General features: G+C 70.6%; 17 protein-coding genes and 3 pseudogenes. 9 read left to right on the top strand and 11 right to left on the bottom strand.

The genetic code is table 11. The features are described from left to right. Positions 1 to 681: 681 nt before the first annotated feature. A complete protein-coding gene (locus AB0I41_RS31965) occupies positions 682 to 915 on the top strand; it encodes a hypothetical protein (protein WP_357114479.1) in 234 nt (77 codons plus the stop codon). A gap of 168 nt (positions 916 to 1,083) precedes the next feature. Here the strand turns inward: AB0I41_RS31965 and AB0I41_RS31960 are convergent, their stop codons facing one another. Continuing rightward, positions 1,084 to 1,335, bottom strand: coding sequence for a hypothetical protein (locus AB0I41_RS31960; RefSeq protein ID WP_357114477.1), 252 nt, complete (start codon positions 1,333 to 1,335; stop codon positions 1,084 to 1,086). A 184-nt stretch (positions 1,336 to 1,519) separates the two neighbouring features. On the opposite strand from AB0I41_RS31960, the gene AB0I41_RS31955 reads away from it, so the two are divergent. The 3 genes from AB0I41_RS31955 (at position 1,520) to argS (ending at position 4,853) form a co-directional block, all read left to right on the top strand. Next, a complete protein-coding gene (locus tag AB0I41_RS31955) occupies positions 1,520 to 1,687 on the top strand; it encodes a hypothetical protein (RefSeq protein ID WP_357114475.1) in 168 nt (55 codons plus the stop codon). Between the two features lie 95 nt (positions 1,688 to 1,782). Beyond that, positions 1,783 to 2,841: a tryptophan--tRNA ligase gene (gene trpS / locus AB0I41_RS31950; RefSeq protein WP_357114473.1), complete on the top strand. Its 1,059-nt coding sequence runs from the start codon at positions 1,783 to 1,785 to the stop codon at positions 2,839 to 2,841. Positions 2,842 to 3,134: 293 nt separating this feature from the next. Beyond that, the gene (argS, locus tag AB0I41_RS31945; protein WP_357114471.1) at positions 3,135 to 4,853 is read left to right on the top strand and encodes an arginine--tRNA ligase; all 1,719 of its coding nucleotides are present in this window, start codon (positions 3,135 to 3,137) and stop codon (positions 4,851 to 4,853) included. Between the two features lie 666 nt (positions 4,854 to 5,519). On the opposite strand, the gene AB0I41_RS31940 is transcribed toward argS, so the two are convergent. Next, positions 5,520 to 6,365 carry an alpha/beta hydrolase gene (locus AB0I41_RS31940; protein ID WP_357114469.1) on the bottom strand — a complete coding sequence of 282 codons (846 nt, stop codon included), beginning with the start codon at positions 6,363 to 6,365 and terminating at the stop codon, positions 5,520 to 5,522. A 330-nt stretch (positions 6,366 to 6,695) separates the two neighbouring features. Between AB0I41_RS31940 and AB0I41_RS31935 the strand changes: the two genes are divergently transcribed. Together AB0I41_RS31935 and AB0I41_RS31930 are read left to right on the top strand one after the other, a co-directional pair. After that, a complete protein-coding gene (locus AB0I41_RS31935) occupies positions 6,696 to 7,640 on the top strand; it encodes a hypothetical protein (protein ID WP_357114467.1) in 945 nt (314 codons plus the stop codon). Positions 7,641 to 8,133: 493 nt separating this feature from the next. Continuing rightward, on the top strand, positions 8,134 to 9,174 hold the full coding sequence (locus AB0I41_RS31930) for a glycoside hydrolase family 6 protein (protein WP_357114465.1): 1,041 nt from the start codon (positions 8,134 to 8,136) through the stop codon (positions 9,172 to 9,174). Positions 9,175 to 9,240: 66 nt separating this feature from the next. Here the strand turns inward: AB0I41_RS31930 and AB0I41_RS31925 are convergent, their stop codons facing one another. From AB0I41_RS31925 to AB0I41_RS31890, 8 genes and pseudogenes are all read right to left on the bottom strand, one after another. Next, entirely contained in the window at positions 9,241 to 11,331 is a 2,091-nt protein-coding gene (locus AB0I41_RS31925; protein WP_357114481.1) for a glycosyltransferase, read from the bottom strand. A gap of 91 nt (positions 11,332 to 11,422) precedes the next feature. Beyond that, positions 11,423 to 11,893 carry a hypothetical protein gene (locus AB0I41_RS31920; RefSeq protein WP_357114463.1) on the bottom strand — a complete coding sequence of 157 codons (471 nt, stop codon included), beginning with the start codon at positions 11,891 to 11,893 and terminating at the stop codon, positions 11,423 to 11,425. A gap of 299 nt (positions 11,894 to 12,192) precedes the next feature. Next, positions 12,193 to 12,951, bottom strand: coding sequence for an ElyC/SanA/YdcF family protein (locus AB0I41_RS31915; RefSeq protein WP_357114460.1), 759 nt, complete (start codon positions 12,949 to 12,951; stop codon positions 12,193 to 12,195). Between the two features lie 494 nt (positions 12,952 to 13,445). Next, positions 13,446 to 14,450 carry an Imm1 family immunity protein gene (locus AB0I41_RS31910; protein WP_357114458.1) on the bottom strand — a complete coding sequence of 335 codons (1,005 nt, stop codon included), beginning with the start codon at positions 14,448 to 14,450 and terminating at the stop codon, positions 13,446 to 13,448. A 236-nt stretch (positions 14,451 to 14,686) separates the two neighbouring features. Further along, positions 14,687 to 15,355 (bottom strand): annotated as a pseudogene (locus AB0I41_RS31905) (transposase family protein); the annotation flags it as partial. Positions 15,356 to 15,510: 155 nt separating this feature from the next. Continuing rightward, positions 15,511 to 15,810 (bottom strand): hypothetical protein, encoded by a 300-nt coding sequence (locus AB0I41_RS31900; RefSeq protein WP_357114483.1) that lies wholly within the window; start codon positions 15,808 to 15,810, stop codon positions 15,511 to 15,513. Between the two features lie 111 nt (positions 15,811 to 15,921). Next, positions 15,922 to 16,689 carry a VOC family protein gene (locus AB0I41_RS31895; protein ID WP_357114456.1) on the bottom strand — a complete coding sequence of 256 codons (768 nt, stop codon included), beginning with the start codon at positions 16,687 to 16,689 and terminating at the stop codon, positions 15,922 to 15,924. A 75-nt stretch (positions 16,690 to 16,764) separates the two neighbouring features. Further along, positions 16,765 to 17,261, bottom strand: a pseudogene (locus tag AB0I41_RS31890) (VOC family protein). A gap of 769 nt (positions 17,262 to 18,030) precedes the next feature. Here AB0I41_RS31890 and AB0I41_RS31885 point away from each other — a divergent pair. Next, on the top strand, positions 18,031 to 18,900 hold the full coding sequence (locus AB0I41_RS31885; RefSeq protein WP_357114454.1) for a hypothetical protein: 870 nt from the start codon (positions 18,031 to 18,033) through the stop codon (positions 18,898 to 18,900). 229 nt (positions 18,901 to 19,129) lie between these two features. Here the strand turns inward: AB0I41_RS31885 and AB0I41_RS31880 are convergent, their stop codons facing one another. Further along, the gene (locus AB0I41_RS31880) at positions 19,130 to 19,435 is read right to left on the bottom strand and encodes a Scr1 family TA system antitoxin-like transcriptional regulator (RefSeq protein ID WP_357114452.1); all 306 of its coding nucleotides are present in this window, start codon (positions 19,433 to 19,435) and stop codon (positions 19,130 to 19,132) included. Between AB0I41_RS31880 and AB0I41_RS31875 the strand changes: the two are divergent. Then, positions 19,353 to 20,040 (top strand): annotated as a pseudogene (locus tag AB0I41_RS31875) (IS6 family transposase). The gene AB0I41_RS31880 and the pseudogene AB0I41_RS31875 overlap by 83 nt on opposite strands. Before the next feature lie 190 nt (positions 20,041 to 20,230). Then, on the top strand, positions 20,231 to 20,671 hold the full coding sequence (locus AB0I41_RS31870; RefSeq protein ID WP_117667822.1) for a hypothetical protein: 441 nt from the start codon (positions 20,231 to 20,233) through the stop codon (positions 20,669 to 20,671). The last annotated feature ends 444 nt before the right edge of the window (positions 20,672 to 21,115 follow it).

The following is a 21,115-nucleotide window of genomic DNA, read 5'->3' as shown; positions in this document are numbered from 1 at the left end:
GAGTTCTCAAAGAACAACCACACACCGCCCGGAAACCCTCACACGAGGACCCCCGACCCGGGGCATTTCAATCGTCCGCGTCCGCCGCTCTCGCGGCGGGCACTTTTACTACGTTACCTCACCGTCTTCCCCGTGTCAACCGATGTATCCCGGTCTATCACGCTTCGTACGGGTTGGCGCCGTGACCCCGCCCAGCGGTCAGCCGCTGCGCTTGATCATCGGATTTGGCAGGCCGGCCGCTGCGGTTTCCCGCACGCTCGCCCGGTGCCCTGCCGGTCGACAACCTTACCCGGTCGGTTCCGCTCGTTCAAATCCGCCTCGCGGCGTTTCGTCGAGCCCCGCCCGGACCGTGTCGTTCGGGAGCTCAGTCCCGTTTCGACCCGGCGCCAGTTCGGCTCGGTGCCGGGGCTTTCGACCCGTTTGCCCCGTTCCGCGCTGGCAGAGAGAAAGTTACGCGTCTGCGGGTTTGATCGTCAAATCCAGGGGTAGCGTCCCCCGTCACACCATCTTCGGCGGACTATCCCCGCAGGTCACCGGCCTGTCCGGTTCCACGGCCGGCGTCAGCTGGGAACGAAGGCCCCGGCAACGGAGGCGGTAACGCGCCGGTTCACCAGCCCAGGCAACCCGCACCACAGCCTGGAGAAGTGGCTGCGCGCCTCCGGGTTGGAGGACTGGACGTTCGTGCGCGCCGCGTTCCTCATGCAGAACCTCTCCACCACGCACGCCGCCGACATTCGCGATCGGGACGAGATCCGGCTTCCGGCGGGACGGGGCAGGATGCCGGCTGTGAGGCTGGCGGCCGGACTCACCACCGACGTGCCGGACCTGCTCGACCGCCCACCGATCGAGTTCGCCCGGTTCGGCCACGACGAACGCGCCGCCTGGCTGCCCGCCCTCGCTCGCGCGCGTTCCTGATGGCCGTCGTGGCGAACGCGCCGCCTGGCACTGCTCAAGTCCACGCCGAGAAATCGGAGCAGCAATTGCGGGCGGCGGCGGGCGGGACGAGCGCACCGACGCGACGGCCGCGAGCGGGGGCTGAAGAGCCGCCGGACAGGACCCGGCCCGGATGGGATGACCGGCGGATCAGGCGGACCGCCGGCGGGCGGCGAGCCAGCCGCGTACGCCGAGCACACCGACGACGGTCCCGATCGCCAGCGACGCGGCGATCAGCAGGGCGTGCACCCAGAGGAAACCGGTCGGGGCGCCGTCGCCGACCGTGCCGGTCGACCAGGCGCGCGGGTCGTTCCAGATGGCGACCGCGAACCTCGGCCAGATCACCCAGGTCCACACCCCGACAGCGACGAGGAACACCGACCAGCCGCGCGACAGCACCATGGCTGGCCAGTATGCCAGCGGGCGGTGCCCGGTCGGCCGGTACCCGCAGGTCAGCCGCCCGCCGGCCGGGGGACCTGGACGCCTTCGGCGAGCCGGACTACCGAGGGCAGGTGGCAACTACTACGAGGAGAGCTACCGCACGGGCTGACCTGGCCGGCCGGACCTCACGGGTTACCGTGGACGCATGGTCCGGCCGGTCATCCTCGCGCCGGAGGCCGTCGACGGTCTCCGCCGTGACCTCCTGCCATCCTTCCCGACCAGCCCCGGCGACGGCCGGGAGTGGATCCTCGACGTACTCCGTGCCGGTGGGTTGCGGTTCCGCGCCGGCGCGCGATGGCGGTCCGTGCTCTGACGAGCCGACCCCACCGACCCCTGGCGACCACGCCCCGGGTCGATCGCGCGCACGCGCGTCCGTCACCGATTCCTCGGCACGAAAGGCGTACCACCATGTCCGTTTCACGGATGCTCACCGGGGACCGCCCCACCGGGCGGCTGCACCTCGGCCACTACGTCGGCAGCATCGCCAACCGGGTGGCGCTGCACCAGCGTCACGAGAGCTACTTCATCATCGCCGACCTGCACATGCTGACCACCCGCCACACCCGCGAGGACATCGCCCAGGTGTCCCGCAACGCCCGGGCGATGGTCACCGACGTCCTGGCCTGCGGGATCGACCCGGCCCGGGCGACGTTCTACCTCCAGTCCGCGATCCCCGAGGTCGGCGACCTGAACACGCTGTTCCAGAACCTGGTCACCGTGCCGCGCCTGGAACGGGTGCCGTCGGTGCGGGAGATGGCCAAGGACGCCGGCCGGGCGGAGATCCCGTACGGGCTGCTCGGCTATCCCGTCCTCCAGGCCGCGGACATCCTCTGCGTCAAGGCGCAGGTGGTGCCGGTCGGCAAGGACAACGCGGCGCACGTCGAGGTGACCCGGGAGATCGCCCGCCGCTTCAACCACCTGTACGGGGAGGTCTTCCCGGTACCCGAGATGATCGCCGCGGCGACGCCCACCCTGGTCGGCACCGACGGCCAGGGGAAGATGAGCAAGAGCCGGGGCAACGCCATCGCGCTCGGCGACGACCCGGCGACCGTGCACCGCAAGGTGATGGCCATGTACACCGACCCGAACCGGGTCCGCGCCGACGTGCCGGGCACCGTCGAGGGCAACCCGGTCTTCGCGTACCACGACGTGTTCAACCCGGACCGCGCCCAGGTGGCGGACTACAAGGAGCGCTACCGGGCCGGCCGGATCGGCGACGTCGAGGTCAAGGAGGCCCTGGCGGTGGCGCTGAACCGGTTCCTCGACCCGATCCGGGAGCGCCGGGCCCGGATCGAGGCCGACGCGGGCCTGGTCGACCAGCTGATCGTGGACGGCACCGAACGGACCCGCGAGCAGGTTCGCCGGACCGTGGTCGAGGTCCGCCGGGCGATGGGCCTCACCGGGGCGTACCAGCAGGTGCGGCGCCGGGCCGAACGGGCCCGCAAGGCCGCCGCCACCTCGGCCTGACGACGACGGTACGGCCACCGGGCCGGCCGGGGAACGGGGTGCACGCGTCCCCGGCCGGCCCGCTACGCTCTCCGACATGACCAGCGCGCCCGCCCACACCACCGGATCGTCGTACGACGTCCAGGTCGGTGCGGAGCGACGCCGGCGATCCGTCGCCCGCCCGCGCTGACCCCTTCCCTGCGACCGGCGGATCGAGCCGCCGGTCATCGCCGATCGTCCTCGGTCCGCCCGCACTCTCCTCCAGTCCTCCAGATCCGCGTGACCGCGCGGATCCGAGCGAGATCGGCGTACCCATGGATCTTGAAAGGCTGCTCACCGACCGGCTGGCACCGGCGTTCGCGACCGTGGCCGGCGGCCCGGTCGACCCCCTGGTGCGGCGCTCGCCGCGCGCGGACTTCCAGTCCGACGCGGCGCTGGCGCTGGCCCGGCGGCTCGGACGCCCGCCGCGCGACATCGCCGCGGCGGTGCTGGACCGCGCGGAACTGGACGACGTCTGCGCGGTCGCGGAGGTCTCCGGGCCCGGCTTCCTCAACCTGACCGTGGCCGACCGGACGCTCGCCGCGCTGGTCTCCGGGCTGGCCGGCGACGACCGGCTCGGCGTGCCGGTGACGCCCGCGCCGGAGACCGTGGTGGTCGACTACTCCGCGCCGAACGTGGCCAAGGAGATGCACGTGGGGCACCTGCGCTCCACGGTCATCGGCGACGCGGCGGTCCGGCTGCTGGACTGGCTCGGGCACCGGGTGGTGCGGGTCAACCACCTGGGCGACTGGGGCACCCCGTTCGGGATGCTGATCGAGCACCTGGTCGACCTCGGCGAGACCGGGGCGGCGCAGGAGCTGTCGATGGGCGACCTCGACTCGTTCTACAAGGCGGCCCGGGTGAAGTTCGACGCCGACGAGGCGTTCCGGGAGCGGTCCCGGCAGCGGGTGGTCGCGTTGCAGGGCGGCGACGAGCGGACGCGGCGGCTGTGGCGGCTGCTGGTGGAGCAGTCCGAACGGTACTTCCTGACCGTCTACGCGCTGCTCGACGTGACGCTGACCAGGGACGACTTCCGGGGCGAGAGCGCCTACAACGACCGCCTCGCTGGCGTCGTCGACGAGCTGGACCGGCTCGGGCTGCTGCGCGGCAGCGACGGCGCGGACTGTGTCTTCCCGCCCGGGTTCACCGGTCGGGACGGCGAGCCGCTGCCGCTGATCGTGCGCAAGGGCGACGGCGGTTACGGCTACCCGGCCACCGACCTGGCGGCGCTGCGGCACCGCACCGCCGACCTCGGCGCGACCCGGCTGCTCTACGTCGTCGGCCTGCCGCAGCGGCAGCACTTCGCGATGGTCTTCGCGGTCGCCGAGGCGGCCGGGTGGCTGCGCCCGCCGATCCGGGCCCAGCACCTCGGCTTCGGCTCCATCCTCGGCTCCGACGGGCGGATGCTGCGCAGCCGGGCCGGCGGCTCGCTGAAACTGGTCGGGCTGCTCGAAGAGGCGGTCGCCCGGGCCACCGAGCTGGCCCGGGCCAAGAACCCCGAGCTGGACGCCGAGGCCGCCGCCGAGATCGGCCGGGCCGTCGGCATCGGCGCGATCAAGTACGCCGACCTGGCCACCGACCGGGCCCGGGACTACGTGCTCGACTGGGAGCGGATGCTCTCCCTGGACGGCAACACCGCGCCCTACCTGCAGTACGCGTACTCGCGGATCCGGTCGGTGTTCCGGCGGGCCGGGACGGACGCGCGGCCGGACGCGGAGATCCTGCTCGCCGAACCGGCGGAGCGGGCGCTGGCGTTCGAACTGCTCGGCTTCGCCGGGGTGGTCGCCGAGGTGGAGCGGACCCTGGAGTTCCACCACCTCGCCGCCTACCTGCACCGGCTGGCCAGCACGTTCAGCGCGTTCTACGAGCGCTGCCCGGTGCTGCGGGCCGACGGGGAACTGCGGGAGAGCCGGCTGGTGCTCGCCGACCTCACCGCCCGGACGCTGCGGCAGGGGCTGCACCTGCTCGGCATCCGGACCGTCGAGCGGATGTGACGCGGTATCGCGGACGCGCCGTCACGGCCGGGTCTGCCATGATCCGGCCGTGACGCGGGGCTGGTCGACGCTGGAGGAGATCGGCGCGGCGCGGGAGCGGTTCGAACGTGAGCTGCACTGGCGCCGGCCGGTGCTGCACGGCATCGGCTTCCCCTCTGCCGACCTGGCCTACCCGAGTTCGCCGGAGGACATCTGCTTCCTCCGGGTCAACGGCGCGGGGAACGTGCTCCCCGCCGCCGTGCTGGCCACGGTGGTCGGCTGGCACGGTGGCACCGGCTCGGTCCGGGTCACCCGGGAACAGTTGGGCGAGGCGATCGCCCTGCTGGCGCCGGCCGAGGCGTGCACCGCAGTGCCGCACCCCAACCTGGCGGTCTGGCGCGAGGCGCACGGCTGGCACTGGCTCGACGACGACCTGGTCGCGGTCTTCGACGCCGACCCGGACGCCCCCACCGACGACCTGTACGTGCGGACGCTGCGCGAGGTGGTGGCGTCGGGGCGGCAGGACGTGCCGAAGCGCGAGATCCGCTTCTGGCCACAGGCCGGCGGCCGGACGCTGCGGGACTCCTGGGAGGCGCGCTGGCCGCAGCTCCCGCCGATCTTCCGTTTGGCCGGGTACGGCGGCGGCGTTGACCGCGCGCTGCTGGGCCACCTCACCTCATCTGCGGATCAGTGGACGGCTCGTAGGAATCGCGCCACGGCACTCGCGAAGGCGGCCGGGTCGTCGACCCAGGGGAAGTGCCCCGCTGCCGGCTGCACCAGCACCTCGGCGTGGGCGAACAGGCGGGCCAGCTCACGCACGGCCGTGGCGGTCGGCCAGATGTCGTGCTCCCCGGCCACCAGCAGGGTCGGGACCGGCAGGGTGGCCAGCCGGGCGGGCAGCGCCGGATCCGGGGTGAAGCCGGCGTAGAAACCGTCCGTGGCGGGCGCGGAGAACTGCGCCGGCTCGGCGGACGCCTGCGCTCGGGCCGCATCGTCCCACCGGCCGTACAGCAGGGGGGCGGCCAGCCAGCGGTACCGCTGCTGCTCCTCCGGGTCGGCGGCGTCGGCGTGCAGGGCGGCCACCGCCTCGGCGTACCAGGGTTCGTGGGACCGCCGCTCGAGCACGTCGGCCACACCGAGGTCCGACTGGATGCCCGCCACGCGCAGCGAGGGCGCCACCAGGACGAGGCGGTGCAACCGTTGCGGGTGCCGGTCGGCGTAGAGCAGGCAGATCCCGCCGCTGGCCGAATGCCCGAGCAGGTTCATCCGGTCGAGTTCCAGGTGCCGGCGCAGCGCCTCGACGTCGTCCACCAGCCGGTCGACCCGGTAGCTCGCCGGATCGCCGGGAACGTCGGACGCGCCCGTGCCCCGGTTGTCGAGCAGCACCAACGTCCTGGTCGCGCTCAGGCCACCCAGCTCACCCAGGTATTCGACGGCCTGGCCGGGGCCGCCCGGGACGCAGACGAGCGGCGGACCCGAGCCGACGCACCGGTAGGCCAGTTCCGTACCGTCCCAGGATCGGAAGCGCCGCATGAGGTCCGATCATGTCACGCGGTGCAGCCGGGTAGTCAGCCGAGCCCGGCCCGGTCGAGGCGGTCCAGCACCCCACCACACTGGTGCCATGGCTGTAGCGGGCCCGCCACGTCCTGGCGATGTCGCGTCGACGGTCGGCCGCGACGTTGGCCGGCGCGGTCGTGTTCGCGTTTCGTCGTGACCAGGCCGCCCAGACGCATTTGCCGACGCAAGTGGTCGGAGTGCTCCAGGTTCGTGGCGTGGGGCCCCAGGTCGAGCAAGCGGAAGCCTGCGCCTCGCCGCCCCGCCCGGGCCCGCAACGTCGTCGCCCACCTGGCGAGATAGCTGGAGGTGGAGTTGCAGCGAGCCATCACCGAGACAGGGCCGTGGTTGTACGAGCGCGGGGGCGGGCGGGTGACCTGCCAGCCGTACGTCTGGGTGGAGCTCGACGACGGCGTAAAGCAGGCTGTCATGCCGTACTGGGAACGGTTGATCAAGCTCGACTGCGAGTACGACGTTGACGTCAAGCGTGCACAGTACGTTGAGCGGCTGAGCCGGCAGCAGCCTTCAGCTATGAGCAGCGGCGTCCCTTCATCGCCGGGTGATCCGGATTTGGGTTCTACCGCCAGTGACCGTCCAGGACACCAGGTCTCTGAACCGCTCCCGGCCCCTCTCCCCAGCCCTCCGCAGGAACTTCTCGCCCCGGGGCACCGAAGCGCCCAAGCTCGCGACGACGGCGAGGTGTTTGTGGGCCCAGCCCCTCCTCGAATTGAAGCCCAACCCCCGGCTACCGCAGGCGGTGGCGGATGGGCAGGGGCCGGCTCGGTCGACTTCGAGGTGGTCAAGACAGCAGCCATCTGGATCGGAGGGGCACTCGGAACCGGTGTGGTGGGCAATGCTTTCTACGACGCGCTCAAGACAACAATGCGGCGTCTCCTAGGCCGGAAGAAGCGCCCCCTCGTCCTAGAGAGAGAGGCCGCGTCTCGTATTGCCCGTGACGCCCTGTCGAGGCGGGCCGCCGACGCCGGCATCAGCGACTTGCCGGATGACGCCGTCCTGCATGTCGAATGCTGGCGCGGGCAGGATGGTTGGTTGATCAGACTGTCGGGCGACAACATCAAGGCCCGAGTACGGATCCCTTCGACCGCAGTCTCCGAAGAAGGCGTCAAGGCGGAGGTAGCAATCGTCCTCAGCGGCTCTCGGATGCGGCGGGAGCAGGCCGCCGACGCATGGTCGGCTGACGATGAGGATTTCTGGGGTCTCGACGAGCCTGGGTCGCCGGGGGGCATCCGGTAGGACCCGCCCAGGAAGCTAAAAGCCGCCGCTGGCTCCGGTGCGAGTCACCGAGGGCTGGGTCCAGGCGAAGGCCGGTGACAATTCAGCGCCAAATGTCAGGCTGGGGCCGCGTCTGGGCCGCCGGGATCGTCTCTGCGCCGTCCACGGCCGTTTCAGGATCATGACTGTGTCGTGAGCTTGAAACGGCCGTGATCCAGTAGCACACGCGTGGGAAGCGGCTGCGCGGCGATACCTTCAGTTGCTCCAGGGCGGCCCTTTCCGCCCGATACCGCTCGGCAAGAATCGCGTACGGATCTGACAATTGACCCACAGCAGGATCCCTCCCTATGGTGGTCCGTCTCGCGATCGACCATCACCACGCTGCCCGGAACATGGCGCGAGGTTCCCTACCGCACCGCGACCGCTAAGGCGACCAGACGGACCACTCAACCGAAGATCCCGAACGGCGGCTGCCGTACCAGCCGCCGCGGCGGACACCGGTAGCCTGACCGCCGTGGTTCGCACCGTCTACCGCACCGGGCAACCCCGCTGGGCCCTCGTGCCGGCCGGGTTCGTACTGACCGCGTTGCTGGCGAGTTGCGGCGGTGGCGCTCCGGAACGTGGTGCCGACAACTCCGCGCCGTTCTCGCCGCCCCCGCCGCCACCGGTCTTCTACGTGGACCCGGACAGCGAGGCCGCTCAGGAGGTGGACCGATGGGAGCATGCCGGCCGGGCCGCCGACGCGGAGACGCTCCGCCGGATCAGCACCCGCCCGAGCGCGAAGTGGCTGGTCAGCGGCGATGCCCCGGTTCGCGAGGAGGTTGACGCCTACCTGACCCAGGCGACGATCGCGGGCCAGACACCGATCCTGGTCATCCATAACGTGCCGGACCGGGACTGCGGCCGGCAGGGCTCCGGGGGAGCCGCGACCGGCCAGGAGTACCAGCGCTGGATCCGGGAGCTGGCCGGCGGGATCAAGGGCAGGCCGGTCAGCGTGGTCCTCGAACCCGGCGCGGTCCCGGACGCCGTGGATCGGTGCGTCCGCAACCTCAAGGAACGGCTCCTGCTGCTGCGCGACGCGGTCGCCGTTCTCAAGAGCACCGGCGCGGCCCGGGTCTACCTGGACGCCGGGCACCCCGGGTGGATCAGCGACACCGCGTTGCTGGCCACGGCCCTGCGCCAGGCCGGCGTCAGGGACGCCGACGGCTTCGCGCTCAACGTCGCCAACTTCATCCGTACGCAGGACAACGTCCGCTACGGCCACCGGTTGTCCGACGCCCTCGGCGGCGATGTCCGGTTCGTCATCGACACGAGCCGCAACGGCAACGGCCCGGCCGCCGGCGGCACCGTGGACGGCGCACCGAGCTGGTGCAACCCGCCGGGCCGGGCGCTCGGCGAGGAACCCACCGACGCCCCCGGCCTCGACCGGGTCGACGCGCTGCTCTGGGTCAAGTACCCGGGCGAGTCCGACGGCGCCTGCCGCCCCGGCGAACCCGAGCGCGGGGTCTGGTGGCCGGAGTATGCCCTCGCGCTCGCCCGCCCAGCGGCCGGCTGACCCGGGACGCGCCGCAACATCATCAGCCCAGGCCAGACACGGAACCCACTTCGAGACAGGCCCCAGCTAGGCTCGGCCGTTTACCGGCGGCGCGAGCCCGGTCCGGCGCAGCTTCTGCCAGCCCAGCCGGCCGCCGGTCAACGCGGTGACCACCGACTGGAGCAGCACCAGGTACATCAGCTGCCGGTAGGCGAACTGCTGCAGCGGAAGCGCCCAGAGCACTCCGAGCTTCTCCCGGTCCAGCCGGAACGCCGTGATCGCGGTGACGAACTGCAGGCCAAGCATCGCCAGCCAGGCCAGCACGGTCTCCGTCCGGTCGAGGAAGAGCAGGCCGTACACGGCGAGCAGGTCGATCACCGGCGCGCCGAGCGGCAGCAGCACCCCGTACAGCGCCAGAAAGGCCAGGCAGCGCCGGCTGAACCGGCCCGAGGCGCCCCGGTCGAAGACCGAACGCCGGTGTTTCCACATCGCCTGGATGGTGCCGTAGCTCCAGCGGTACCGCTGCTTCCACAGTTGTCCGAGGGTGGCCGGCGCCTCGGTCCACGCGCGGGCCGTCTCCTCGTACACCACGTGCCAGCCGGCCCGGCCCAGCGCCATGGTGATGTCGGTGTCCTCGGCCAGCGTCTCGTCGGTCATCCCTCCTACCTGATTGAGCGCCTGCCGGCGGAACGCGCCGATCGCGCCCGGGACGGTGGGCATGCACCGCAGCGTCTCGTACAGGCGTCGATCCAGGTTGAACCCGATGACGTACTCGATGTGCTGCCACTTGGCGATCAGGCTGCCGCGGTTGCCCACCTTGACGTTGCCGGCCACGGCACCCACGCGAGGATCGGCGAACGGTTGGACCAGTCGCCGGACCGAGTCGCGCTCGAAGATGGTGTCCCCGTCCACCATGACTATCAGGTTGAACCGGGCCAACGCGACGCCGGTGTTCAACGCGCTCGGCTTACCCCCGTTTGGCTTGCGCACCACCCGTACGTTCGGCAGCCGGAGGGCCTCGGCGATGTCGGCGGTGCCGTCGGTGGATCCGTCGTCGACCACGACGACCTCGATCCCGCCGGGGTGGTCACCGCCCGCCAGGGACCGCACCGCCGCGGCGATGCCCTCCTTCTCGTTGTACGCCGGGACGACCACCGAGACCGGTTCGGTCACCGGCGGACCCCACGACCAGTCGTGACGCCGGCGCCGGCTTGCGTGCCGCAGGGCGAGCAGGAACAGCAGGACGGTACGCCCGAGGGTGAGCACCCCGACGATCACGAAGAGCACACCGAAGACGCTGAACATGGCATCGGCACCGCGCACCGCCAGCGCCAGCACGTCACCGCGCCACCGCTCGCCAGGCTTGACCGGGGTGTGCCCCGCCACCGCAACGCCCGCCTCGGCCAGCGCGAGGTTCAGCCCCTCGGTCACTGTGGTGAAGCGGTAACCGCGCGCCTTCATCAGCGGGATGTACCGGTCAAGGGCGGCGACGGTACCCGACCGGTCACCACCGGCGTCGTGCCACAGCGAGATGGCTCCCGCGTAGCCCGACGGCGTGGCGTTCGCGATCATCGTCTCGATGCCGGGTTTCGCCCAGTCCCGACTGTCGACGTCGTTGACCACCGTAAGGTAGCCCAGCTCACCGGCCTGCCGCAGCAGCGGCCAGTCCCCGCCCGTATAGGCGTCCGCCCGGGACGAGTACGGGAAGCGCAGCAGGGAGGTCCGGACCCCGGTGGCGCTGGCGATCGCCATCTGGGTCTGCTCGTACTCCAGCTGACGTTGCCAGGCGGGGAGGTCGGCAAGGTTGGCGTGGGTGAACGTGTGCACGCCGAGCTCGTGTCCGGCCGCCACCATCTCCCTGGCCAGCTCGGGATGCCGGACAACCTGGGCGCCCAGGACGAAGAAGGTTCCCTTCACCTGGTGCCGGGCCAGCACCCGGAGCACCTCCGGCGTCCAGCGTGGATCCGGCCCGTCGTCGAAGGTCAGCGCCAGGGTACGGGGCGGCAGGCGGTGCGACTGGGTACGCCCGTCGGCGCCGACGTTGAGGATGGGACCGCCGGTCCGTACCTCGGTGGGCACCCCGTCCTGGCCTCCCGGGGTGGCCTTGTGATCGGGCACGAAGGCGGCGTTGGCGTACGCCTCGACGAAGAGCACCCCCCCGAGCAGCACGAACACCATCGCGAACACCGTCCAACTGGGACGCGGCACGATGCGCCGGTACGCCCGGCGGGCGTGCCGGGGCTGAGCGTCCAGCCGCACGCCACGGCGGTTACTCACCGGCAGGGCCCGGCCCGGTCGGGCCTGGCGATTCGGGCCCCGGCTTGTCCGGCTTGGGCTTCGGCGACGTGGGGGTGGCCGAGGCGGAGGGCCGGGGCGCGCTCGGCTTGGCCGCCGCGGAGCTACGGGGTGTTGTGCCGGTGCCGGCCGTTGGCCTGCCGGTACGGAGCGAGGTGGGCCGGGCCGAAGGCCTGGCGGAGGCACCGGCGGTGGGCGATTGGTCGGGCGAGAGGGTGGGGGGCGGCTGCCAGGTCGGGCTCGCGGTGGGTTCGACGAACGGCACGATGGTCTCGGGACGCGCCGGACCGCCGGCGAAGCTCACCCCCACCATCAGCGTGTAGCCGACACCGAGCGCGCCGAAGCCGTATGCGAGGCGGCGCAGCCACCGCCGCCGCCGCCCGCTCGGGTCGACGAAGACCGGGGGTGGCTCGGGTACGGCGGGAATGACGACGGTTTCGTCCACTCACGGGAGTCTAGTTGCGGGAAAGATTCGCCTTCTTCCCCCCGTATGGCCCGTTCTGGCACCCGAAACCGGGCGGCCTTCGCCTCGAACTTGCAGGTCGGGCCCGTGGCCCGCAGCGCCTACCTCGCCAGCGTCGGTTGCCGAGGCCGCCCGTGCGGCCCAGGGCTTGGGCGCGCCCGGTTGCGTCCGAACCAATCCGGCAGCATCCCCGCAGGTCCGGCCACATGTCAGCTGACTTGGACTTCTTGACTGCGCGCCCAGAAGGGAGCCAGTCCGGCTCGGTCCCGATACGCCGCTGTCTACTCGTCGAGGGCTTGCTGGAGCGCCGGATCGGGAGCTGAGGACACCGCGGGCGGGCGTGCGGTCACCAGGTCGTAGGCCACCTTCCACGCCGCCGGTACCTCGCGTGCGGTGTTCTTCGCCAGAGTCACTGTCCGGCAGCCGTCACAGCGGGCGGCGACTCCGCTCGCGTCGATGCCGAGGCGCCGGCACAGCGCCACAGCGCGGGGCAGGTGCAGTGACTGGCTGACGAGCAGCGCCCGGCGTACGCCGTACACGTCATGGGCGCGCTTGCAGGTGTCGTAGCTGTCAAGACCGTACGGGTCACCGACGATGTGCTCGGCGGGCACGCCGGCGGCGACGAGGTACGCCGTCATCACGGCGATCTCGTCGCCGGAGGTACCGTCGCGGTCGCCGGAGACGAGCACGGCGCGGGCCTTGCCGTCCTTGACCAGTTGGGTCGCCACGTCCAGCCGCCCCTTCAGGAACGGCATGGGCTGGGTGCCTCCCGGTGCCAGTTGCGCGCCGAACACGATCACGACCGGCGACTCGGGCGCATCATCGTTCGTGTGCAGATGGCCGGCGGAGTTCGCCCGGACCCAGAGCGCCGGGGCGGCGAAGAGCAGCACAAGCCCGGCCCCGACGACGAGGGCCCGCTGGACAAGTCGACGTCGCCGACGGGCCGGCCGGGGGCTGGACCGCCCCGGCGGCTCGGCGGGGCGCGGGCCGCCAGCGTGACCGGGTGGGAGCGACGCGGACGGGCCTGGCGTGACGGTCATCACCCGATGGTAGGCACCACAGTGGTGGCTCTTGCCGCTCGACCGGTCGCTGCGCTTCGCTGCGGTGCAGGTCGATGCCCAGCAGGCCGAATGAGTGCCCGGGCGCGACGTCGCGGAGGGTTGTACCCGGGCGGGCGCTGCCCCGCAGCACCGTGCCGACCACGAGCGGACCGCGACGTCCCCGAATGTCGAAGACGTCGGCAACCCGGAACTCGAAGGTCGTCACAGCGGTGAGGGTGTCAGACCGGGCCATCTTGGAGGTTCGGCACCAAGGCAGGCCGACGCGGTCAGCGACGACGGTCCCGGAATCCCGTTGCGCACGACCAGCGGCGGATCCGGATGTCGCGTTCCGACTCGTCGCGAGGTTCGGGGACCATCGCCGGGCCTACGGTCCTCTGCCAACCACGCCCCGGTATGCGGCCGTTGACACTGCCAGCTGGTGCGATGATGTGGTCGCTGGGCTGGTCGATGTCGGGTTACCACGCCCGGCCCTACTATGGCTTGTCGACCCATTGGACGCTGGTGGGCCGACGGCCGGTGCGCAGAAATTCGTGGCCTGCTTGGCGGGCCTGTCCTTCGGTGATTTCGAAGGGTTCGGCGCCTTCGGCGGTGAACCAGGGGTCGGAGAACGCGTATTCGGCGTCGCCGGCTGTCATGCCGGGTGGGGCGCCAGGCGGTACCGGTCCCCAACTGAGCATCAGCTCGTCCTCGTCCTCCCATACCAGCCCGGATTGGCTCCCAGCAAGGGTGATGTGCAAGGACCGGACGCCGTCCTCGCCGATCAACGACAGGCCGCTGGACGGTACCCGGTCAAGGATGGCGTCGAGGTCGGCGGCGCCGGCCACGGTGGTGCAGGTGTCATCGACCCACGCTTGCACGGATGCGTTCACCGATTGCTCGCGAGCCGTGGGGTTGCGCAACCATTCCGGCAGTACGGTGAGCTGGTTGTCGGCCAGATCGAGCCGAGTGAGTGCGGCCACGGTACCCAGTGATTCCGGCAGCGCGGTGAGCTGGTTATCGGTCAGGTACAACTGGGTGAGGGCGGTCAGATTACCCAGTGATTCCGGCAGTACGGTGAGCTGGTTGCCGGTTAGATCCAGCCGGGTCAGTGCGGCCAGGTTACCCAGCCATTCCGGCAGCACCGACAGCTGGTTGTCGGCCAGGTCCAGCCAGGTGAGCGAGGTCAGGTTACCCAGTGAATCCGGCAGCACCGACAGCCGGTTAACGGAAAGGCCTAGCCAGGTCAGGGCGGTCAGGTTGCCCAACGACTCCGGCAGCACCAACAGCTTGTTACCGCCCAGGCCCAGCTCGGTGAGGGCGGTCAGCTCACCCAGCCACTCCGGTAGCGCTGACAGCTGATTGCCGACCAAGACCAGCCGGGTGAGGGCGGTCAAGCTACGCAATGACTGCGGCAGGGTTCCCAACGAGCGCCCAGACAGATCCAACGAGGAGGCACCACTGCGGCGTGCCGCCTCGATCTGATCCTCGAGCCAATCCATTTCACACCTACATCCTGCCGTCATCGACGGCCATGATCAGTTGTTGGCACCGGCACCGCGCGATTAGACCACAATCTCTACACGGAATCGCAACCTTGCACCCATCAAGCGGACTTCACCCGCGGCGCCGTTTTTGAGCACGTTCGGCAAGCGCACTAATCTGAGCGTAGGTGTGGGTCGAATCCCGGTGTCCACTCGCCAAGGGCCGGTCGACAGTGAGTCTTTTCCAACCTCACGCGCTGCTCTTCGATGGTCTGAAGGAGACGGATGGCGGCGATGATTGCGGTTGCGCGTTGTGGGCAACAGCGCAGCTTGGCCAGCAGTTTCCAGGTCTTGAGCGTGGCGACTGCGCGTTCGCCAGGTGCTCGGTTGCGGGCCCGGCTTCGATTGACCGCTCGCTGGTTTCGAGATGGCCGGCGGGGTCGGCGCCGGAACGGCACGGTGACGTTCGGGCCGGCGCCTTGGTAGGCAAGGTCCGCGTAGGCCCACGCGTCGGCGTCGACGAGGGCGTCGATGACGCTGTGGTGGCGGGCTGCGGTCAGGTCTCGTGGGCGGAGCCGGGTAACGCGGGCGAGGCGCACAGCTGCCGGCCCCGCGGGTCGGCGAGGATCTGCAGGTTGCCGCCGTGGCGCTTGTGTTTGCCCGAGTAGTGGGCCGGCTACCCGGTCGATGCGGATCAGGGTGCCGTCGAGGATGAGGTACCAGAACCGGGCTGCGGCCGCGATGACCTGCCGCAGGCCGAGTGCATGAGTGGCGAGTAGCTCAACAGCTTCGCGAATGTACCGGTAGACGGTGGCCAGACCAATGCCGAACCCGGCGGCCAGCCGGGTGTAGGTGTCGCCGTTTCTCAAGTGAGCCAGGACCAGCAGTGCCTGCCGCCCTGGGTTCAGGCGGCGCCAGCGGCTCGAGAAAGACGTACCCGGCAGCTCGGCATCCCGTCGCTCGCGTTCACCGCCGCGGTCGACGCACTGCGTCGGCACGGTGAACAACCGATCAAGCTCGTGTCTTGAGTCAAGAAGTTGGCAGGACGGACGTGCAGGCCAGTCCCGCAAGCGGATCGCTAGCCGGGCGTCCCGTCGCGCTCGCTTCTTCCGGCGAGGCGCTGGGCTTGCCCGTTGTGCACATCGCTCACCCACTCCCAGCCGGGCTTGGCCGATGGGCCGACCCGCGGGTCGCTGGGAACATGGGCGTCACGCAAGGCGTGCACGTACGCCCGATCCTGGTCGATCCGTGCGTGTACCTGATCAGCTCCGCCGACTGACCCGTGGCCGGGGACAAGGACATCGACGTCGCCCGCCACGCCATCGAGCAGCCGCAGCGCTGCGAGGTAGTCCTCGATCGGGTCAGCGGTGTCGTTCAAGCGAGGTGCTCACCGTGCAGCTGCTCGCCACCCACTACCGGGCCAGCGTCCGCGTCGTCGACGGCGAGCACGGGCCGCTGGTGGTGCCGGTGCGGCCGGATCCCCGTACGGTCAGGGCGGAGTAGTCCCGAGGATCGAGAAGAACGCCCCCTGTGGATCGGTGAGCACCGCGAACCGGCCCCGCGTCAGGTCCGTCGGCTGGACGGCGAGCGTCGCGCCCATCCCTAGCGCCTCGGCGACGACCCTGTCGGTGTCGGTGACCGCGAAGTAGACCATCCAGTGGGACGGGAGGTCACCCCAGTCTTCGCCGATCATGGGCATCATCCCGGCGACGGGACGACCGTCCAGCTGCCAGGTGGTGTAGGTGATCGGGCCCATCGGTTGGTCGTCCGCCGCCCAGCCGAACACCGACCCGTAGAACTCCTTAGCCCGGTCCGACTCCCGCGTGGTCAGCTCGGGCCAGGTCAGCGAGCCGGGTACGTCGAACACCTCGGCCCCCGGCACGCCGAGCGACTGCCACACCCCGAACGGCGCCCCGGCCGGGTCGGCGAAGAGCGCCGTCCGCCGGGAGCCGGGGACGTCGAAGGGCTCGGTCAGGATCCGGCCGCCGGCGGCGGTCACCCGCTGGCAGGCCCCCTCGGCGTCGTCGGTCGCCAGGTAGGGCATCCAGGCAGGCGGCCGTTGCGGGCCGGCCCCCAGCCCCGCACCGGCCACCGGTTTGCCCTGCTGGTGGAAGACGAGGTGACCGTCAGCCGCGGGTTGCCGGTCCGCCTCGGCGACGGCCCAGCCGAACAAGGGCGCGTAGAAGCGCGCCGCGCCGGGGAGGTCGGTGGTGACCAGGTCGACCCAGGCGGGTGCCCCCGGTGGAATATCTGTCATGGCTTCGGCTTCGCTTCCTCTGCTCGGGCAACTCTCGGCGGGATGGCGGCGGGCGGGCCCGACAGCCGACGGCCGTCAGCCGGCACCGGTGCGGGCGAGGGCGCTGACGTTGAAGAGGGCGTCCTGCGGGTCGCGGAGGCCGGCGTAGCGGCCGGCCGGGATGTCCCGAGGCGGGACCAGGATGGTGCCACCCAGCTCGCCGGCGCGGGCGGCCGCCGCGTCCGCGTCGCGCCGGCCGGGTCGGCGAAGACCGCCATCCGCCCCCGGTCGAAGACCTCGAACGGGGGCACCACCACCTGTCCGCCGGCCCGCTCGACCCGGCCGGCCACCAGGTCTGCGTCGTCGGTCGCGACGTACATCGACCTGATCGGCACCTGGCCCGGGATGGCCGGCGGGCCGGCCCCGGCCACCGCCCTGCCCTCGAGGAGGAAGACGGTGTAGCCGCCCGCCTCGGGCTCCGGCGTGATCCGCCCGGTCCAGCCGAACAGCTCCGGATAGAAGCGCCGCGCGTCGGCGAGATCCGGGGTGGCCAGGTCGACCCAGCAGGGCGTGCCCGGCGGGACGGTGCTCACGTCGACCCCTCTCGACTGGGGGCGGCCACCGCCGGCAACGCCCTGCCGGCATCGTGGCACCGTTCGCGCGTCGTACGGGGCGGATCGGGCGAATCGTCGGCTGAACCGTCGTCCGGATCTGCCGCGATGCGCGCGGCGGCTGGGCACCAGTTCGATCACCCTCAGTGGTCACAGTATCGCCCGACTCGGATACGCGTAGTAGGCGATTGCCGGATCGACGGCGCAGGTACCGGCCGCGCCGGGATCTATCGTTGAACGCCGCTATGGACCTGTGCACGTTCAGCCCGTACCCGGTTGGGCACGTTGACCCGTACGCCGACAAGTGCAGCTCAGACCTGCGATCGGATGCACGCTCATCGGCATGACAGCGCACCGCTGGCCAGCCCAGGAAGGCAATCCGCCTCACCGCGGGTAAGGGCTGTATCAGCGTGCGGCTCGTCGATTCGGGTCCCGCCGCCTCCGATCCACCCTGCCAGCGAAACGCGCCGGTGTCGGCCTGGCCGGCACGCGGGCCGGTCGCGTCACGTGCAGAGCCCCGAGGTCTTCGGGGTCTGGTCGTCCGTCAGTGTGGCCGGCCGGCCCGGCCGATGCCGGCCGGAGGTCGCCAGCAGGCCAGGGCCGGGCCGGCGCGGCCTGCTTGCGGGCCGCCTTGATCCTTAAAGAGGTCAATTCGGCAAACGCAACGCAGTCCTGGTTGTCGTGTCCCGGCTGATGCTCTTCACGGCGGGGTTCAACCCGGTCAGCGCAACAAACTTGGCGGGACGAGATCATGGAACCGGCGCCGGTGGGCCGGCGTCACATCCGGGTGCGATCACTGGCCCGGCTGTCCGGTCTCTTCTCCGTCGTCGTGGCGATTATCTCGGCCGGCGTGCTGACCGGCTCGACACCGAATTTCACCGGACTGGACGCCCCCGAACCGCCGTCCGATCCAAACACGCTGGTGCTCCAGCTACACGTATGGCGGAGTATGAGCGGGCCGCCAGAGCTGGCGGAACTGCCGGAGTTCAGCCTGTATGGCGGCGGCCGGGTGATCGTCGGGAACGGCTGGGACGGCTCGCTGCACCGGGCCCGCAAGCTCACCCTCAGCCCGGATCGGTACCGGCAGATCTACCGCTTGGCGCACGCCGCCGGGCTCGCCCGCTCCCGACATCTTCCCGATCCGGAGAAGACCACCGACGGGACACTGCTGGTCGCCGAGCTGCGATCGGCCGAGCACCTGCACACCACCACCGTGGTCTCCCTCGGGCGAAGGTTCGAGATCGGGGCGCGCCGTCGGATCGCCGAGTTCCGCCGCACCGTACAGCAGCTCGCCGTCCCCACAGATCCGACCACCGATTACCAGCCGGATCGGGTCGCCGTGCTTGCGACCGGCGGCTGGTTCGTTGGGGGCATCAGCCGGATCCCCGAGCGGCAGTGGGCGGACGGCGATCTCCTGGCCGGCGTGCGGACCGACCTCGGCGAGTGCACGACCCGCAGCGGCGCGGCGGTGCCGGGCATCGAGGCACTCGGCCGCGGCACCCTCCTGGGCACTCAGTGGCTGAGCGGGGAGAAGCGGTCCGGCGGCGTCGTCGTCCTCATCCGGCCGCTGTTGCCCGACGAGGACGACTGCGCCGACCTGAACCGCCGGCCGCCGGGATAGCCACCAGTTGGCCCCAGCGGATGCCGGGGTAAAGCCACGGGGTGGGTGGCTAGCCCGGACCGACAACCTGCCGCCGGCCGGCGAGCGCCTAGCTCGGAAGATCGTGGGACGCGCGGACGATGAGCCTTCGGACGTCTTCGCCGGTGACGGCTTCGTTCCAAAGTCGTTCGATGGCCTTGGCGTATGCGGCGGCTTCGTCGTCGCGGTGGGTGGTTTCGCCGACGAAGGTTTACACGATGGCGATGTCGTCGTACATCTGGAAGGAGTTCTGCGGTGTGATGGCGAGCTGGACGCCGAGGGGCAAAATGCCAAAGCGGATGTTCGGTACGCCGACGACGGTTTGCAGGCGGTCGAGCTGGCCGCGCATAACGTCGGGGGCTCCGTTGCGTTGAGCGTTGCCAGGATCGAGGCAAGCTTGAGCAGTGAAGGCGTCGACCGGACCTGTCTCGTGGCTGCCTCCGAGGTCGGCGTTCGCCGGGTTCCGCTTCCCGCCGGAGGTGATCGTGGTCGCGGTCCGCTGGTATCTGCGGTTCAACCTCTCGTATCGCGACGTCGAGGAACTGCTGGTCGAACGTGGCGTCGAGGTCGATCACGTCACCGTCTACCGGTGGGTGCAGCGGTTCACGCCGCTGCTGGCCGACGCCGCCCGATTCTGCCGGCACTCACCAGGCGACAGGTGGTTCGTTGATGAGACGTACGTCAAGGTGAGCGGTGTGGCGGTACGTGTACCGGGCGGTCGATCAGTACGGACAGGTCATCGACGTGCTGGTCTCGGCCCGCCGCGACGCCGACGCGGCCCGGCGGTTCTTCCGACGAGCGCTGTCGACGGTGAAGGCGGCACCCGCGGAGGTCGTCACCGACGCCGCGCCGGTCTACCCCGGCGTGCTCGACGACCTGGTCCCGTCCGCGTGGCACCACGTCGAGAAGTACGCGAACAATCCGATCGAAGCCGATCACAGCCAGTTGAAACACCGGTTGAGACCGATGCGCGGGCTACGGACGGACAAGACAGCGCAGGTGATCATCGCCGGGCACGCATTCATGCAGAACCTCCGCCGAGGCCACTACGAACTCGCCATCGACACCCCGCCGACAACGCGGGTCGCCGCTGCGTTCACCGAACTCGCCCAAGCGATCTGACCGCAGACCAACCCGGGGGTTCAACACGTCCGCCGATCCGATAACGCAACGGCGCCCTTCCGATGATGCCCCAAGCTCAACCTCAGCCGATCTCACCGATGACGGTACCCGGTGCCCCTTTATCGGACTGGTGGCGCTCGCCGCGGCCGGGGCTGTCGTTGGCCGGGAGCCGACAGGCTAGTTTGCTCGGATGAGTCTCCTCGATGACGTCGCGAGGCGTGACAGTTGGCGATGCTGGGTGTGCGACGAGCCGGTCGACGCCGACATGTCGGTGAACGACCCGCGTGGTCCCAGCGTCGACAGCCGCACCGCCGACAAGAAGGCCAAGGTCGCCGAGCGACTCGCGCACCGTGCCTGCAACACCCGCAAGGGCGCGGTCAAGGTGGTCATCGCCTGGCCGGACCGTCTGCACGTGGTGGAGCCCGCGCCGCTGATCGCCGTCGCCGAGCGACTCGAACGCAAGGGTGGTCGCGAGTTGGTCGCCCGCTGTCCGAGCAAGAAGGACGCTCAGGAGGCGGCGGACTGGCTGGTCGACCGGTTCTCCCGGCTGGTGCCCGGACTGCCGGTGACCGCAAGCGTCGACGCGGGCGGCGGACAGTACCTCGTCGCCCTGGCCACCGGCCGCCGCTGACCGGTGGCCCTGGGTCGGCGGGCCGCCGCCGACCCGGGGCAGCCCGGACACGAGCCACCACCAGCGCTGCTGCACCACCCACGACATCCCCGCCGTTCACAGTGCGTCGACGGCAGCGAGCGGCTCGAACGTTGTCAGCGGCAGATCAGTAGACCTGACCTTCGTCGACGCTCGCGGCATGGCCGAACCGCCGGCGATGGGCTGCCACGCCCCGTAGCGATCGGATCGCGGCAGATCCAAACGTCTGGGTGTCCCCTTTGGCTGGAGCGAGCTTGTCCTATCCCTGTGCTCTAATCCCGTCATGCATGTCGTCGTCACAGGCGCACTCGTTGAAAACGGCGCGGTCCTGCTAGTGTCCTGCGCCTGAAATCCGTTTTCTAAATGTAGACTGCGGTGGTGGCAGGTCGTGGACGGCCGAAGGCCGAGTTGGTACTCAGTGATGCT

The sequence above is a fragment of the Micromonospora sp. NPDC050200 genome (assembly GCF_040656135.1).
In the GTDB taxonomy this organism is placed as follows: Bacteria; Actinomycetota; Actinomycetes; order Mycobacteriales; family Micromonosporaceae; genus Micromonospora.
The sequence above is the reverse complement of the archived record's forward strand: the minus strand, read 5'-3'. Positions and strand labels throughout refer to the sequence as shown.

What these genes read in the sequence shown, in the direction of transcription:
- AB0I41_RS31960 (WP_357114477.1), bottom strand. Translation starts at nt 1,335, where the DNA reads ATGGTGCTGTCGCGCGGCTGGTCGGTGTTCCTCGTCGCTGTCGGGGTG.
- AB0I41_RS31955 (WP_357114475.1), top strand. Translation starts at nt 1,520, where the DNA reads ATGGTCCGGCCGGTCATCCTCGCGCCGGAGGCCGTCGACGGTCTCCGC.
- trpS (WP_357114473.1), top strand. Translation starts at nt 1,783, where the DNA reads ATGTCCGTTTCACGGATGCTCACCGGGGACCGCCCCACCGGGCGGCTG.
- argS (WP_357114471.1), top strand. Translation starts at nt 3,135, where the DNA reads ATGGATCTTGAAAGGCTGCTCACCGACCGGCTGGCACCGGCGTTCGCG.
- AB0I41_RS31940 (WP_357114469.1), bottom strand. Translation starts at nt 6,365, where the DNA reads ATGCGGCGCTTCCGATCCTGGGACGGTACGGAACTGGCCTACCGGTGC.
- AB0I41_RS31925 (WP_357114481.1), bottom strand. Translation starts at nt 11,331, where the DNA reads ATGGTGTTCGTGCTGCTCGGGGGGGTGCTCTTCGTCGAGGCGTACGCC.
- AB0I41_RS31915 (WP_357114460.1), bottom strand. Translation starts at nt 12,951, where the DNA reads ATGACCGTCACGCCAGGCCCGTCCGCGTCGCTCCCACCCGGTCACGCT.
- AB0I41_RS31910 (WP_357114458.1), bottom strand. Translation starts at nt 14,450, where the DNA reads ATGGATTGGCTCGAGGATCAGATCGAGGCGGCACGCCGCAGTGGTGCC.
- AB0I41_RS31895 (WP_357114456.1), bottom strand. Translation starts at nt 16,689, where the DNA reads ATGACAGATATTCCACCGGGGGCACCCGCCTGGGTCGACCTGGTCACC.
- AB0I41_RS31885 (WP_357114454.1), top strand. Translation starts at nt 18,031, where the DNA reads ATGGAACCGGCGCCGGTGGGCCGGCGTCACATCCGGGTGCGATCACTG.
- AB0I41_RS31870 (WP_117667822.1), top strand. Translation starts at nt 20,231, where the DNA reads ATGAGTCTCCTCGATGACGTCGCGAGGCGTGACAGTTGGCGATGCTGG.